General features: G+C 73.0%; 16 protein-coding genes. 10 read left to right on the forward strand and 6 right to left on the reverse strand.

The window, feature by feature from the left end; genetic code table 11:
* Window positions 1–128 precede the first annotated feature (128 nt).
* Window positions 129–995, forward strand: coding sequence for an alpha/beta hydrolase (locus ACWEEU_RS03490; RefSeq protein ID WP_451727990.1), 867 nt, complete (start codon window positions 129–131; stop codon window positions 993–995).
* Between the two features lie 53 nt (window positions 996–1,048).
* Here ACWEEU_RS03490 and ACWEEU_RS03495 read toward each other — a convergent pair whose 3' ends face one another.
* On the reverse strand, window positions 1,049–1,270 hold the full coding sequence (locus tag ACWEEU_RS03495) for a DUF7489 domain-containing protein (RefSeq protein ID WP_385742672.1): 222 nt from the start codon (window positions 1,268–1,270) through the stop codon (window positions 1,049–1,051).
* A gap of 128 nt (window positions 1,271–1,398) precedes the next feature.
* Between ACWEEU_RS03495 and ACWEEU_RS03500 the strand changes: the two genes are divergently transcribed.
* The 5 genes from ACWEEU_RS03500 (at window position 1,399) to ACWEEU_RS03520 (ending at window position 5,784) form a co-directional block, all read left to right on the forward strand.
* Window positions 1,399–2,607 carry a cytochrome P450 gene (locus tag ACWEEU_RS03500; RefSeq protein WP_451727994.1) on the forward strand — a complete coding sequence of 403 codons (1,209 nt, stop codon included), beginning with the start codon at window positions 1,399–1,401 and terminating at the stop codon, window positions 2,605–2,607.
* A 336-nt stretch (window positions 2,608–2,943) separates the two neighbouring features.
* Window positions 2,944–4,308: a sensor histidine kinase gene (locus ACWEEU_RS03505; protein ID WP_385742678.1), complete on the forward strand. Its 1,365-nt coding sequence runs from the start codon at window positions 2,944–2,946 to the stop codon at window positions 4,306–4,308.
* Entirely contained in the window at window positions 4,305–4,970 is a 666-nt protein-coding gene (locus ACWEEU_RS03510) for a response regulator (RefSeq protein ID WP_385742680.1), read from the forward strand. The genes ACWEEU_RS03505 and ACWEEU_RS03510 overlap by 4 nt, the downstream gene beginning before the upstream one ends.
* Before the next feature lie 95 nt (window positions 4,971–5,065).
* Window positions 5,066–5,347: a hypothetical protein gene (locus ACWEEU_RS03515; protein ID WP_451727999.1), complete on the forward strand. Its 282-nt coding sequence runs from the start codon at window positions 5,066–5,068 to the stop codon at window positions 5,345–5,347.
* A complete protein-coding gene (locus tag ACWEEU_RS03520; protein ID WP_451728002.1) occupies window positions 5,344–5,784 on the forward strand; it encodes a DUF6086 family protein in 441 nt (146 codons plus the stop codon). The genes ACWEEU_RS03515 and ACWEEU_RS03520 overlap by 4 nt, the downstream gene beginning before the upstream one ends.
* Window positions 5,785–5,930: 146 nt before the next feature.
* On the opposite strand, the gene ACWEEU_RS03525 is transcribed toward ACWEEU_RS03520, so the two are convergent.
* On the reverse strand, window positions 5,931–6,341 hold the full coding sequence (locus ACWEEU_RS03525; protein WP_451728005.1) for an Imm10 family immunity protein: 411 nt from the start codon (window positions 6,339–6,341) through the stop codon (window positions 5,931–5,933).
* Between the two features lie 9 nt (window positions 6,342–6,350).
* Entirely contained in the window at window positions 6,351–7,349 is a 999-nt protein-coding gene (locus ACWEEU_RS03530; RefSeq protein ID WP_451728007.1) for a helix-turn-helix transcriptional regulator, read from the reverse strand.
* 108 nt (window positions 7,350–7,457) lie between these two features.
* On the opposite strand from ACWEEU_RS03530, the gene ACWEEU_RS03535 reads away from it, so the two are divergent.
* A complete protein-coding gene (locus ACWEEU_RS03535; RefSeq protein WP_451728009.1) occupies window positions 7,458–7,877 on the forward strand; it encodes a VOC family protein in 420 nt (139 codons plus the stop codon).
* A 22-nt stretch (window positions 7,878–7,899) separates the two neighbouring features.
* Here ACWEEU_RS03535 and ACWEEU_RS03540 read toward each other — a convergent pair whose 3' ends face one another.
* On the reverse strand, window positions 7,900–8,403 hold the full coding sequence (locus ACWEEU_RS03540; protein WP_385742691.1) for a GbsR/MarR family transcriptional regulator: 504 nt from the start codon (window positions 8,401–8,403) through the stop codon (window positions 7,900–7,902).
* A 73-nt stretch (window positions 8,404–8,476) separates the two neighbouring features.
* Between ACWEEU_RS03540 and ACWEEU_RS03545 the strand changes: the two genes are divergently transcribed.
* The 3 genes from ACWEEU_RS03545 (at window position 8,477) to ACWEEU_RS03555 (ending at window position 11,293) form a co-directional block, all read left to right on the forward strand.
* Window positions 8,477–9,400 (forward strand): ABC transporter ATP-binding protein, encoded by a 924-nt coding sequence (locus ACWEEU_RS03545; RefSeq protein WP_385742693.1) that lies wholly within the window; start codon window positions 8,477–8,479, stop codon window positions 9,398–9,400.
* The gene (locus ACWEEU_RS03550) at window positions 9,397–10,998 is read left to right on the forward strand and encodes an ABC transporter permease (protein ID WP_451728013.1); all 1,602 of its coding nucleotides are present in this window, start codon (window positions 9,397–9,399) and stop codon (window positions 10,996–10,998) included. The genes ACWEEU_RS03545 and ACWEEU_RS03550 overlap by 4 nt, the downstream gene beginning before the upstream one ends.
* Window positions 10,999–11,101: 103 nt before the next feature.
* Window positions 11,102–11,293 (forward strand): hypothetical protein, encoded by a 192-nt coding sequence (locus ACWEEU_RS03555; RefSeq protein WP_385742777.1) that lies wholly within the window; start codon window positions 11,102–11,104, stop codon window positions 11,291–11,293.
* A 96-nt stretch (window positions 11,294–11,389) separates the two neighbouring features.
* Here the strand turns inward: ACWEEU_RS03555 and ACWEEU_RS03560 are convergent, their stop codons facing one another.
* Window positions 11,390–12,271 carry an SDR family oxidoreductase gene (locus tag ACWEEU_RS03560; protein WP_451728016.1) on the reverse strand — a complete coding sequence of 294 codons (882 nt, stop codon included), beginning with the start codon at window positions 12,269–12,271 and terminating at the stop codon, window positions 11,390–11,392.
* A gap of 72 nt (window positions 12,272–12,343) precedes the next feature.
* On the reverse strand, window positions 12,344–13,153 hold the full coding sequence (locus ACWEEU_RS03565; RefSeq protein ID WP_385742699.1) for a diacylglycerol kinase family protein: 810 nt from the start codon (window positions 13,151–13,153) through the stop codon (window positions 12,344–12,346).
* Window positions 13,154–13,214 lie beyond the last annotated feature (61 nt).

Below are 13,214 nucleotides of genomic sequence, written 5' to 3' on the forward strand. Positions count from 1 at the left end.
CCATTGGGTGACCGTGCGTGACATCCGCATGTGAGGGGCGGTGACCGGCCTGGTACCGTCCGGCCAACGGCGGGGTGGTCGCCGTACCCGATCCCCCCGAATTCCGTTCCGACGCTGAGAGGTTGGACATGCCGGACGACGCCGCCGCAGCCCGCGCCGCCGCCGAGGAGGAGTCGGCGTTCTCGCACGAGCCGGTCGAGCCGGATGCCACGGCCGCGTACGGCGACCACCCGGACCAGGTGATCGACTTCTACGCGCCGCGGACGGAGACGGCTTCACCGGCGCCCCTGATCGTCGTCCTGCACGGCGGTGCCTGGCGGGCCCGGTACGACCGCCGCCACATCACCCCGTTCGCGGACTACCTGGCCCGGCGGGGCTTCGCGGTGGCCAACGTGGAGTACCGGCGCGGGAGTTCCTCCTCCGACGGAGACGAGGCCGGCCGCTGGCCGGAGACCTTCGACGACGTGGCCGCCGCCCTGGACGCCCTCCCCGGACTGGCTCGCGAGAGGCTTCCCCGGGCGGACACCCGCCGGATGGTCCTGACCGGCCACTCGGCGGGCGGCCACCTCGCCCTGTGGGCGGCGGCACGTCACGTCCTGCCCGCCGACTCCCCCTGGCGCACGGCCCACCCCGCCCCGCTGCGGGGCGTGGTCGCCCTCGCCCCGATCGCGGACTTCACCCTCGCGGCGAAGCTGGAGGTCTGCGCCAACGCCGCGGTCCAACTCCTCGGGGGGCCGGACCACTTCACCGACCGCCTCCCCCGCGCGGACCCCTCTCTCCTCCTCCCCACCGGCATCGCCACCACCCTCGTCCAGGGCCGCTCCGACCTCGATGTCCCCGAACCCCTCTCCGACGCCTTCGCCGACGCGGCGGCCAAGGCGGGCGAGGTCGTCGGCCTCACCCTTCTGGAGGACGTCGGCCACTTCCCGCTGATCGACCCGGCGGCGGACGCGTGCGCGGTGGTGGCGGAGGAGATCGCTCAACTGGCCTGGTAGAAAGTGGCTTCCGCTCGGCGGTCGAACACGCCGAGGGCTGCCGGAGCGAGCCGCTACTCCTTCACCGGGTCGGACCCCGGGCGCTTGACCAGCCGGTCGCCGACCGTGACCTCTTTCCAGAGGCGGCGGGGGATTCTGACCTTCCTGGACTCGCCGTCGGCCAGGCGGAGTTCGACGAGGTGGTACATGTTCGAGCCGTCGAACATGCCTCGGGACTTGTCGGTGACGACGCCTTCCCAGGAGTCGTCCTGTCCGGGTTTGCGAGATGTGAACATGGTCGGAGTCTAGGAAGGCGGGCGACGGCGGAGGCAGTGTCCAGGGGCATCTTCCGGGGATGACACATGTCATCCCGCGAGCGAGGTCATATCTACCGCCGCCCCGCCCCACGGGCTAACGTCCCCCCATGTCAGCGACCTTCGATCCCGCCTCCCCGGACTTCCTCGCCGACCCCTGCCCCGCCTACGCCGAACTCCGCGCCCGGGGCCGGGTGATCCGGTACGAGCCGACGAACCAGTGGCTCGTGCCCCACCACGCCGACGTGTCCGCGCTGCTGCGGGACCGGCGGCTGGGGCGGACGTATCAACACCGTTACTCCCACGAGGAGTTCGGGCGGACACCGCCTTCGCCGGAGCACGAGCCGTTCCACACGCTCAACGATCACGGGATGCTGGACCTGGAGCCGCCGGACCACACGCGGATCCGGCGCCTGGTGGCGAAGGCGTTCACACCACGGACCGTGGAGCGGTTGCGCGGGTACGTGGAGGAGCTGGCCGACACGCTCGTGGCAGGGCTGGTCGCGCGGGGCGGCGGGGATCTCGTCGCGGAGGTGGCGGAGCCACTTCCGGTCGCGGTGATCGCGGAGATGCTGGGCATTCCCGAGGGGGACCGGGCGCCGCTCAGGCCGTGGTCGGCGGACATCTGCGGGATGTACGAGCTGAACCCGGCGCCGGAGGTGGCCGCGCGTGCGGTACGGGCGTCGGAGGAGTTCTCGGCGTACCTGCGCGAGCTGATCGCCGCCCGCCGCGCCGACCCCCGCGACGACCTGATCTCCGCGCTGATCGCCGCCCACGACGAGGGCGACCGTCTCACCGAGCAGGAACTGGTCTCCACCGCCGTCCTCCTCCTCAACGCGGGCCACGAGGCCACCGTCAACGCCACCGCCAACGGCTGGCTCGCCCTCTTCCGCCACCCCGCCCAGCTCGCCGCCCTCCGCGCCGACCACGCCCTGATCCCGTCCGCCGTGGAGGAGCTGCTCCGCTACGACACCCCGCTCCAGCTCTTCGAACGCTGGGTCCTGGACGACATCGAGATCGACGGCACCCGCATCCCGCGCGGCGCCGAACTCGCCCTCCTCTTCGGCTCCGCCAACCACGACCCGGCCGTCTTCGACCACCCCGCCCGCCTGGACCTCACCCGCCGCGACAACCCCCACATCTCCTTCAGCGCGGGCATCCACTACTGCATCGGCGCCCCCCTGGCCCGCCTCGAACTCGCCGCCTCCACCCGCGCGCTCCTCACCCGGTCCCCCACCCTCACCCTGGCGGCGGAGCCGCGCCGCAAACCGGGGTTCGTGCTGCGCGGCCTGAACGAACTGGAGGTCTCCGTCGTCTGAGGAGCGTGACCGACCGGACCGGCGGAGGGGTGTCGCGGATGAGGCAGTACCGAAGGGCGTTCCTGGCGGCAGCCGTCGTGGCGCTGTGCGCCCCGGTGTCGCCATCGCGCTGGAGGACGCGCCCGGAGACGTCCCCTTCGTCGCCGCCGACGCGAGGGGCGGCCTTCCGCCGGAGGCCGGAAAGCTGGTCCGGCACCGCTGAGGCGACGCACGGGACGGCGGGCCGGCACCGCTGAGCCGCCCGACGGCGTCGGCCGCGTAGTACCTGAGGCGGACCCCAGGAAACCCCCCTGCGAGGGGACGACCGCACCCGCCGCCCCGCCTACCGTCTCTCCCGTGACCGAGACGACGACCCACACGCAGACTCCGCCCCCGCGCGGTGAGGACAGACCCCGCAGCCCGGAGTTCCGGCTCGCCGCGGACGCGCTGCGCGGGCTGCGGCAGGACCTGTTCAGCGGCGCCTTCGCGTACCGCCCGATGCCCCGCGCGACCGTCGACGGTCCGTTGGGACGCGCGCTGCCCGGCCGGCTCAAGGAGTACACGGCGTGGGCGCCGCACCTCACCGTCGCCGCCCTCGGCGGGTTCGCGGCGCTGGTGTCCCTGGCCAGTACCTTCGGGGGACCGGCCGCCCTGCTGTGCGCGCTGCTGGCCCTCGCGCCGGTCCTGCTCACCCTGGCGCGTCCGGTGGGCGCCTTCTGGCTGTCGCTCCTCGCGACCACGGTGGCCGCGGTCGCGATGGGCGGGGACTGGAGCGCCTGGCCGTGGCTGCCGGGCAGCTTCCTCTCCCACCTGACCGTGCTCACGGTCGTCGCGATACGCACCCGCCCGCGCACCGCCGCGTGGATGTGGGCGATCACCGCGGTGTACGGCTTCCTCGCGCAGACCGGCTCCGCCTGGCACGAGTCCTCCGACGTCGCGCCGATGCTGTTCCTGTCCGCGCTGATCCTGCTCGCCGTCACGGTCCGGCACACGCACCGCCGGGCCCGCCAGGAGGTGACCGCGCAGCAGACGGCGACCGCGCACGAACGCTCGCGGCGCACCCTGCTGGAGGAGCGCTCGACCATCGCCCGCGAGCTGCACGACGTGGTCGCCCACCACATGTCGGTGGTCGCCATCCAGGCGGAGGCCGCGCCGTACCGGGTGCAGAACCCGCCGCCGGAGCTGGAGAAGGCGTTCGCCACGATCCGGGAGAACGCGGTGGCCGCCCTCACCGAACTGCGCCGGGTGCTCGGTGTCGTCCGCGCGGAGGACTACGAGGCTCCGGACGCCCCGCAGCCCACCCTCGCCGACCTCGGCACCCTGCTCGCCAACGTGCGGGACACCGGCCTGGAGGTCGGCAAGACGGTGACCGGCGCGGTGCGCGAACTCCCCCAGGGCGTCGAGCTGTCGGCGTACCGCATCGTGCAGGAGGCGCTCAGCAACACGCTCCGGCACGCGCCGGGGGCGACGGCGCGCGTCGAGATCGCCTACGTACTCGGTGGGCTGGGCATCCGCGTGGTCAACGGCCCGCCGCCCGCGCCGAGTCTGATCAAGCCCTCCCCGGGCGCCGGGCACGGCATCACGGGTATGCGGGAGCGGGTGACCATGCTGAACGGCGAGATGACCGACGGCCCGACGGCCGACGGAGGTTACGAGGTGACCGTGTTCCTGCCGGTCCCGGCGAAGGGCACGGAGATCGAGCTGTACGAGGACCGGGCATGACGATCCGGGTGATGATCGCCGACGACCAGATGATGGTCCGCGAGGGCTTCTCCGTGCTGCTGAACGCGATGCCGGACATCGAGGTCGTCGGCGAGGCGGTCAACGGGCGCGAGGCGGTGACGCGGGTACGCGAACTCGCCCCGGACGTCGTCCTGATGGACATCCGTATGCCCGAACTGAACGGCATCGAGGCGACCCGCGAGATCGTCGCGGCGGACGCGGCGGCGAAGGTGCTCGTGCTGACCACCTTCGACCTGGACGAGTACGTGTACCAGGCGCTGCGCGCGGGCGCCTCCGGCTTCCTCCTGAAGGACGCCTCGGCCCGGCAACTCGCGGAAGCGGTAAGGGTGGTGGCCTCCGGCGAGGCCCTCCTCGCCCCCTCCGTCACCCGACGCCTCATCCACGAGTTCTCCCGCCTCTCCGACACCCCCCGCCTCATGCCGTCCGCCCACGCGGCCTACGGCGAACTCACCGAACGCGAAACCGAGGTCCTGATCCTCATCGCCCAGGGCCTCTCCAACTCCGAGATCGCCACCCGCCTGATCGTCGCGGAGTCCACGGTGAAGACCCACGTGAGCCGCATCCTCGTCAAACTCGGCCTGCGGGACCGCACCCAGGCAGCGGTCTTCGCGTACGAGGCGAGGCTGGTGACACCGGGCTGAGGCGGGGTGCCTCCGGCGGGAGGACGGACGGCGATTCCCCCCGGCCGATAGCCTGCGTCGGACCTTCCCCCAGCAGAGTGCGAGCGTGTGCTGCCGTGATCCGAGACCTCCACAACGTCCAGATACGACCCGCCGAGGACGCCGTCACCCCGCTGACCGACGAGGAGGAACTCCGTTACCACAACCTCCTGTTCAGCGAACTCGGCCACCAGATCTCCGAACACGGCTGGGCCCGCTACCCCGCCCACACCCCCGAGGACCGCCGCCGCCTGATCGCGGTCGCGCGGCGGCTCACTGCCCACTGGGGGCAGGAGGTCTGCTTCGAGGCGGAGGACACGACCCGGTTCCGCCTGTACCTCCGGGGATTCACGGCATGAGCCAGGACTTCCTCCTCGGCGACGAGACCCTGTGGAACCCGTCGAACGGGGCGGCGCGGCTGTTTTGCCGCCAAGTCGAGGTTTTCGAGGCGGAGTTGAATCTCCCGTCAGGCATCGGCCCCATGCGCGGCGACGAGTCCCAGCTCGACCTCTCCCTCTTCACTCCCTTCGTCCACGCCCTCCTCGCCCGACACTGCCGCACCAGCCACGCCGTCATCCTGAGCCTGTCCGAGGGCTTCACGGCGACGGTGCTGGTCCTGGCGGAACGCGCCGGAGTCGCCGTGGACTGGGCGGAGTTGGCGGCGATGCCGCAGGGTGCGCGGTCCGACGTACAGGTCGGCGCGGGCACGGGCATGGCGACACCTGCGGAACCGGACGCCCGGGCGGGGGCGCTGCGGGAGAGGGCGGCGTACTTGAGCCGCCGTATGGCCCGCTGACCGCTGTCGCCTGCGGTACCCGGCCTCCGGCCGGGTCTCGGTTCCCGTCCGCACCACCCGTACAACTTTCGTCGTCACCCGCGGGTGGCCCCGCGGCGCGTCCTCGCCGTCGGCGGCTGCCGGGTGATCTCGCGGCTTCCCCGGACCTACAGGTCCACCCGCCGAGGTCGCGCCCCCGCCCGCCCGAACGCCAGCACCCGGGCCAGGACCTCCCGCAGCCGCTCGATGTCCTCGTCCGGGACGGCGAGTTCCCCCTCGATCTCAGGGTCGTCCAGTCCCAGGTCGTCCAGCGAGGACGGGTCCAGCGAGACCGTGAGCCGCCTGTCCGAGAGAGTGATCTCGTGGACGCAGCCGTACGCCGTTCCCCCCTCCGAAGTGACGAGGCAGTGGCTGTCGAGACCGAGGGTGACGTTCTGGCGGGACGGTTCGGTCAGGGTGCTCATGAAGAGCAGGAAGAAGCCGTCGCCGTCCTCGTCTTCGGCGACACCCGCCTGTATCAGGTTGTTGTCGGGGTCGATCTCCGCCACGGCTGCACGGGCGGTGAATCTGTGTGTCATGGCGCGGTTCTAGCAGGAATCGCCTCCGCGTGGATGCGGAGCCGGGCGGGCGGAGTCCAGCAGGCGTGCCGCGAACTCCGCTACCAGCGTGCGGAGTTCGGCTGGCCGCTCGATCGTGAACGGGCGGTCCAGGGCGGCGAGGGCGGCCGGAAGCCAGTCGAGGTGGGTGACGTGGAGGTCGACGCGGCACCAGGTGTCCGGGGCGACGGGGGGCGTCACGGTCGCCAGGCCCGGGGGCAGGTGGGTGTGGATGTGGGTGGGGGTGGCCTGGACGTGGAGGGTGACCGCGTGGGGGTGGGGGGCGGTGGCCAGGGCGTTCAGGACGCGGGCGGTGGGGGCGGGGTCGGGGGGCGGGGTGAAGGAGCCGGGGAGGGTGCGGGCGTCGGTGATGCGGTCCAGGCGGAAGGTGCGGTCCTCGCCGGAGAGGAGGTCCGCCGCCGTCACGTACCAGCGGCCCGCGTGGGCGACGACGCCGTAAGGATGCAGGGTGCGTTCCGTGCGGTGGCCGTCGGCGGCGGTGTAGCGGATCGAGACGGGGCGGTGGTGGTGCACCGCGTCGGCGATCGGGAGGAGGATCGCGGGGTCGGGGGCGGGGGCGGGGGCTGTCCTCGCCGGCGGGGCCGTGTAGGCGAGCGAGGCGAGTACCGCGTCGAGCTTGCCGCGCAGTCGGTGGGGCAGGACCCGGCGGATCTTGGCCGCCGCCGTCTCCCTCGCCGTCTCGCCCGCCGTGTCGCTCGCCCTGTCCGTGGCCAGGCTGAGCAGTACCGCCAGTGCCTCGTCGTCGTTCAGCATCAGCGGCGGTATGCGGTAGCCGGGGCCGAGCCGGTAGCCGCCGTGGCGGCCGCGTACCGACTCCACGGGGATGTCGAGGTCGAGGAGCTGTTGTGCGTAGCGCCGTACGGTGCGCTCGTCGACGCCCAGGCGGCCGGCGAGTTCGGACACGGTCCGGGTGCCGCCCGACTGGAGCAGCTCCAGGAGCGTGAGGACGCGGGCGAGGGGTCGGGGCATGGCCGGAATTCTTCCGCGGATAGCGGACGGGTTCTGTCCGGTATCGGTCGTAGCGTGCGGTCACCAGGTCATCGGGCCACCAGCGCCCTACGACAGAGGAGTAGCCCCGTGTTCGTCTCCACCCGCGTCATCACCGACGACGTCGCCCGTCTCGTCCGCTTCTACGAGCGCGCCACCGGCGTACCCGCCACCTGGGCCACCGAGGACTTCGCGGAGCTGAGGACCCCCTCGGCCACCCTCGCGATCGGCTCCACCCGCACCGTCCCCCTGTTCGCGCCCGGCTCCGCCCGCCCCGCCGACAACCACAGCGTCATCCTCGAGTTCCGCGTGGACGACGTGGACAGCGTCCACGAGAACCTCGGCGCCTTCGTCGAGGACTTCGTCAACGAGCCCACCACCATGCCCTGGGGCAACCGCTCGCTCCTGTTCCGCGACCCCGACGGCAACCTCGTCAACTTCTTCACCCCGGGCACGCCAAGCGCCGACGCCACGGCACCGGCACCAAGCGCTGTCACCACCGGGGAGTGACCCGTGGGTCGCCGCGCCCTGATCAGCCCGCGCGCCGCGCGTCCCGGTGGGCCCGCCACCGTTCCATCAGGCCCGCCACGTCCTTCTCGATGAACTCGAAGAACTCCAGGGTCTCGGACAGGCGCCGCCCCGCGGGGGAGTCCGCGCCGAGGGTCGTCACGCCGTCCCGCAGGGCTTCCTCCCAGCGTTTGATGATGGCCTCGCGGTTGGTGAGGGCCTCGTACCACTGGTCGCTGTGGACGCGGTACCGCTCGCGGCGGGAGCCGGGTTCGCGTTCGCGGGAGACGAGGTGGACCTGGGAGAGGTAGCGGACGGCGCCGGAGACCGCCGCGGGGCTGATGCGGAGCTGTTCGCCCAGCTCGGCGGAGGTGAGGGAGCCGGTGTCGGAGGAGAGCAGGGCCGCGAAGACGCGGGCCGGCATACGCGGCACACCCGCCTCCACCAGCTGCGCGGCGAACCGTTCCACGAAGCGCGAGACCACCTCCGGGTCGCGGCCGTCCGCACTCTCCACCTTCGCCTTCGTCATGTCTCCACCCTAGCCCCGCTTCATACGATTCCTTAACTTCACAAAATTCTGAAAGAAGCGTACGTTCGCCTCCATGACGAAGGCCATCACGGTCTCGGGACTGCACAAGTCCTTCGGCCGTACCCACGCCCTCACCGGTCTCGACCTGAGCGTCGAGCGCGGAGAGGTGCACGGCTTCCTCGGGCCGAACGGCGCCGGGAAGTCGACCACCATCCGCGTCCTGCTCGGTCTCCTGCGCGCGGACGCCGGTGCCGCGCAGGTGCTCGGTCACGACCCGTGGACCGACGCCGTGGAGATCCACCGCCGCATCGCGTACGTCCCCGGCGACGTGACCCTGTGGCGCAACCTCTCCGGCGGCGAGGTGGTCGACCTGTACGGCAGACTCCGCGGCGGTCTGGACGAGCGGCGCCGCGCGGAGCTGACCGAGCGGTTCGAGCTGGACCCGACCCGCAAGTGCCGTACGTACTCCAAGGGCAACCGGCAGAAGGTCGCCCTGGTCGCCGCGTTCGCCTCGGACGTGGACCTGCTGATCCTGGACGAGCCGACCTCGGGCCTGGACCCCCTGATGGAGGAGGTCTTCCAGTCCTGTGTGACACAGGAGCGGGACCGGGGCCGTACCGTCCTGCTCTCCTCGCACATCCTCAGCGAGGTGGAGACGCTGTGCGACCGGGTCAGCATCGTGCGCAAGGGGCGCACGGTGGAGACCGGTTCGCTCGCCGAGCTGCGGCATCTGACCCGGACCAGCGTCCGCGCGGAGCTGCGCGGCGACCCGGCCGGACTCACGGATCTCCCCGGCGTGCACGACCTCGACGTCCAGGGCCGCCGTGTCCACCTCCAGGTGGACACCGACCGGCTCGACGGCGTCCTGCGCGCCCTCACCGCCGTCGGCGTCCGCTCGCTGACCTCCACCCCGCCGACGCTGGAGGAGCTGTTCCTGCGGCACTACGAGGAGACCCCGGCGCAGACGACGACGGACGCGGAGGTGGCCGCGCGATGACCACCACGGCCCCGGAGACCGGGCACCCCGCCTCCACCCTCACCGCCGCCCCCACCCTGCTCCGCTTCGCCCTGCGCCGGGACCGCGTCCAGATCCCTCTCTGGGCGGGGGTGAACGCCCTGATGGTCCTCTCCATGCCCGGCACCCTGAAGAGCCTGTACGCCACGGCGGCCGAACGCGCCTCCCTGCGGGAGCAGATGACCGCCAACGCCTCGCTGCGCGCCCTGACCGGACCTCTCCTCGACGACTCTGTCGGCGGGATGACGGCGTGGCGCGCGGGCGTGTACGCCGGGCTGCTCGCCGCCGCGATGAGCCTGCTGATCGTCGTACGGCACACCCGGGACGAGGAGGAGAGCGGGCGCGCGGAGCTGGTCGCGTCGGCGGCGGTGGGCCGCCGGGCCCCGTTGACGGCGGCGCTGCTCGCGGCGGTGGTCGCCAACGGCGCGCTGGCGCTGCTGCTTCTCGCGGGGATGGCGACGTACGGCGTCCCGGGCGCGCTGGCGCTCGCGCTGGGCGTCGCGGGGACCGGTCTCGTCTTCGCCGGGGTCGCGGCGGTCGCGGCGCAGTTCACGCAGAGCGCGCGGCTGGCGCGGGGGCTGACCTCGGCGGTCCTCGGAGCGGCGTTCGTCCTGCGCGCGGCGGGCGACTCGGCCCGCGCGGACGGCTCCTCCGCGCTGACCTGGCTGTCGCCGCTGGGCTGGCAGGAGAACCTGCGGCCCTACGCGGGGGAGCGGTGGTGGGTGCTGCCGTTGTTCGCGGCGGCGATCCTCGCCCTCGGCGCGCTCGCCTTCACCCTCGCGGCCCGCCGTGACCTGGGGATGAGCTTCCTGCCGACCCGTCCGGGCCCGGCCCGGGGGCGCCTCGGCAGCGCGGCCGGTCTGGCCTGGCGCCTCCAGCGGGGTGCGCTGTTCGGCTGGGGTGTGGGGTTCTTCCTGGCCGGGGTCGTCTACGGCGGCCTCACCCAGGGCGCGACGGCCATGATGGGCGACAACGAGGGGGTACGGCGGATTCTGGAGCGGATGGGCGGCCGGTCCGGCGCGGAGGACGCGTTCCTCTCCGCGATGACCGGGATGCTGGGCCTGGTCGCCGCGCTCTACATCGTCTCCTCCGTCCTCCGCCTCGCCTCGGAGGAGACCTCGGGCCGGGCCGAACCGGTCCTCGCCTGCGCGGTGAGCCGCCTCCGCTGGGCGGCGAGCCACCTGACGATCTCCTTCGCGGGCTCGACCGCTCTGATGCTCCTGGCCTCCCTCGGCTTCATGGCGGGCTACGGCGGACGCCCCCTCGCCCTCCTCGCGTCCTGCCTGATCCAACTCCCCGCGATCTGGACACTGGGCGCCCTGACGGTCCTCCTCCACGGCGTCCTCCCCAGAGCCTCGGCCCTGTCCTGGACCGCAGCCGGCGCCACCCTCCTGCTCGGCTGGATCGGCCCCGCCCTGAACGCCCCCCGACCCCTCCTGGACCTCTCCCCGTACGCCCACCTCCCCAAGCTCCCGTCCGCCCCGATGGAGTGGGGCCCCGTGGCAGCCCTCCTGGGTGTGACGGTCGTCCTGACGTGCGCGGGGCTGACCGGCATCCGGAGACGCGACCTGGCGGGCTGAGGGGGCGAGCCCCGGGCCGCTCGTACGGTTCCCTTGATCAACGCCCGCGGCCGCTCAATAAACTCCGACGATGAACAACATACGGTGCACCCAATGCGGTGCGGTGGGGCTGGAGCCGGGCTTCGTCGAGGACGGCGGGGAGGGCGCTCGCGGGTTCGCGCGGTGGATCGCGGGACCCCTGCAGCGAGGTCCGCTCGGCAATGCCAAGAGGATGGGCCGGCCGCGCTGGCAGATCGATGCCTGGCGGTGTCCCGCCTGCGCCCACCTGGAACTGTTCGCCGCTCAGCGAGCCTAGGGGGCGTCTCCCGGCGGCCCGGTGCGCGGGAGCGGTACGGGGGACCGCCGCCGTGACAGCCCGCTGGCCCCGCTGAGCTGAGCTGAGCTGAACCGCTCAGGTGCCGTCCCGCCCCTCCCGTCGCCGTTCGTCCGCCAAGCCCCCGCCGCCGAGCAGCCCCGTCGCGGAGAGGCGGGGGTGGATGTCCGGGAGGGTGCGGCGGGCGCGGCGGAGGACCAGGGGCGGGAGGGCGGCGCGGAAGATCTGGGCGAGGCGGAGCCAGGCGGGGACGTAGACGGCGGTGCGGCGGCGTTCCACCGCGTGGACCAGGCGGGCGGCCACGACATCGGCCGGGTAGACCTTGCGGGCGGGCAGCGGCATGTTGGCCTTCAGCTCGCGCAGGACGGGGTACTGCTCCGCGTCGTGGGTCATGTCGGTGTCGGTCCAGTTGATGTAGGCGATGCCCACGGCGACGCCCTCGTGCGCGACCTCCGCCTGGAGGGCGTGCGCGAAGGACTCCACGCCCGCCTTGGAGGCGCAGTAGGCGCTCATCATGGGCGCGGTGCCGAACGCCGCGAGGGACGCCACCTGGAGGAAGTAGCCGGCCGTGGCCGTCAGGTCGGTCAGGAACGCCCGGGCCGTGCAGGCGCTGCCGTTGAGGTTGACGTCGATCACCCGGCGCCACGACGCGGGGTCGGACGTGAGGAACGGGCCGCCCTCGGCGATCCCCGCGTTGGCCACGACGACGGACGGCGGCCCCAGCTCCCCGCGTACTTCGGACGCCGCCTGCTCCAGCGCGAGCTGATCGGTGACGTCCACCTCGACGGCCAGCGCCGGCACCGGCAGCCCCGCCGCGACGACGGCCAGCCGCTCCCCCTCGAGACCGAGCAGGGCGACCCTCGCGCCCCGCGCGGCGACGTCACGCGCGAGGGCCGCCCCCAGCCCACGCGCCGCCCCGGTCACCACCACGGTACGACCCTGCAAGGGGCTGTTGCTCACGGCTGCCTCCCGCGCCCGAGGGATCGAAGGCCACCCGGGTTTCCGCCCGCACCCCCCTCAAACAGCGGCCCTTCACCCCCGCGGCACCACCAGCCCCCACGCCCCCTCCGCCACCCGCCAGGTCCGCCGCCGCACCGGACCGGAGGTCACCGCGTCCGCGCGGTAGTGGAAGTCCTCACCGGTCACCGTGATCGTGCGGGCGGAGGCGACGACGGAGGGGCCGGAATCCGCGAAGGGGTGTATCTCCACCGAGGCCACACCGTGCCCGGAGGGCGTCACCGAGACCGCCTCCACCGGACGGTCCAGGTCCGTCACCGTCTCCCCGTCGAGATCCACCCGGAGCCGCGCCGGGCGCGAGCCCAGAGTGCGGACCAGGGTGCGGTAGGTGGAGCGGAGCCAGGGATGGTGGGCCGGGGCGCCGACCGGCTCGGGGACCAGGGAGCGCGGCGAGGTCGGCGGTATGCCCAGGCAGCCGAGGACGACCCCGTCGCTGTCGTCCACCAGGAGGTCCAGGCGCCGCTCCCCGCCCTCGAGGACCGCCCGCGCCGCCGCGACCGCCCCCACCGGCACGCCCAGCGCCCCGGCGAGCGAAGCCGACCCCACCGGGACCACGGACAGCGCGCAGTCCGCCAGCTCCCGGTGCCGGTGGAGCAGACCGACCGCACGCACCAGCGCCGCGTCGTCCCCGATCACGACCGGCCGCCGGGACCCCCGTCTGCCGAGCGCACGGGCGAATTCCTCCGGACCGTCCGGCAGACACACCTTCGCCGCCGCACCCGCGCTGAGCACGTCCTTCGCTATCCGTACGGACTCCCCGTCCCCCTGCCGTGCCGCCGGGTCGATGATCACCAGGAGCTGATCGGACGTCGCGGAAGTCGCCACCTCGGTCCTGCCTCGCTTCCTCGGGTAGCATCTTTGTGCAAGAGCCCCTTGCGCTATTGCG

Source organism: Streptomyces sp. NPDC005004 (genome assembly GCF_053600675.1).

Coding starts and splice junctions, on each gene's coding strand:
- ACWEEU_RS03520 (WP_451728002.1), top strand. CDS start 5,344: ATGAGCCAGGACTTCCTCCTCGGCGACGAGACCCTGTGGAACCCGTCG.
- ACWEEU_RS03495 (WP_385742672.1), bottom strand. CDS start 1,270: ATGTTCACATCTCGCAAACCCGGACAGGACGACTCCTGGGAAGGCGTC.
- ACWEEU_RS03525 (WP_451728005.1), bottom strand. CDS start 6,341: ATGACACACAGATTCACCGCCCGTGCAGCCGTGGCGGAGATCGACCCC.
- ACWEEU_RS03530 (WP_451728007.1), bottom strand. CDS start 7,349: ATGCCCCGACCCCTCGCCCGCGTCCTCACGCTCCTGGAGCTGCTCCAG.
- ACWEEU_RS03500 (WP_451727994.1), top strand. CDS start 1,399: ATGTCAGCGACCTTCGATCCCGCCTCCCCGGACTTCCTCGCCGACCCC.
- ACWEEU_RS03540 (WP_385742691.1), bottom strand. CDS start 8,403: ATGACGAAGGCGAAGGTGGAGAGTGCGGACGGCCGCGACCCGGAGGTG.
- ACWEEU_RS03490 (WP_451727990.1), top strand. CDS start 129: ATGCCGGACGACGCCGCCGCAGCCCGCGCCGCCGCCGAGGAGGAGTCG.
- ACWEEU_RS03510 (WP_385742680.1), top strand. CDS start 4,305: ATGACGATCCGGGTGATGATCGCCGACGACCAGATGATGGTCCGCGAG.
- ACWEEU_RS03545 (WP_385742693.1), top strand. CDS start 8,477: ATGACGAAGGCCATCACGGTCTCGGGACTGCACAAGTCCTTCGGCCGT.
- ACWEEU_RS03550 (WP_451728013.1), top strand. CDS start 9,397: ATGACCACCACGGCCCCGGAGACCGGGCACCCCGCCTCCACCCTCACC.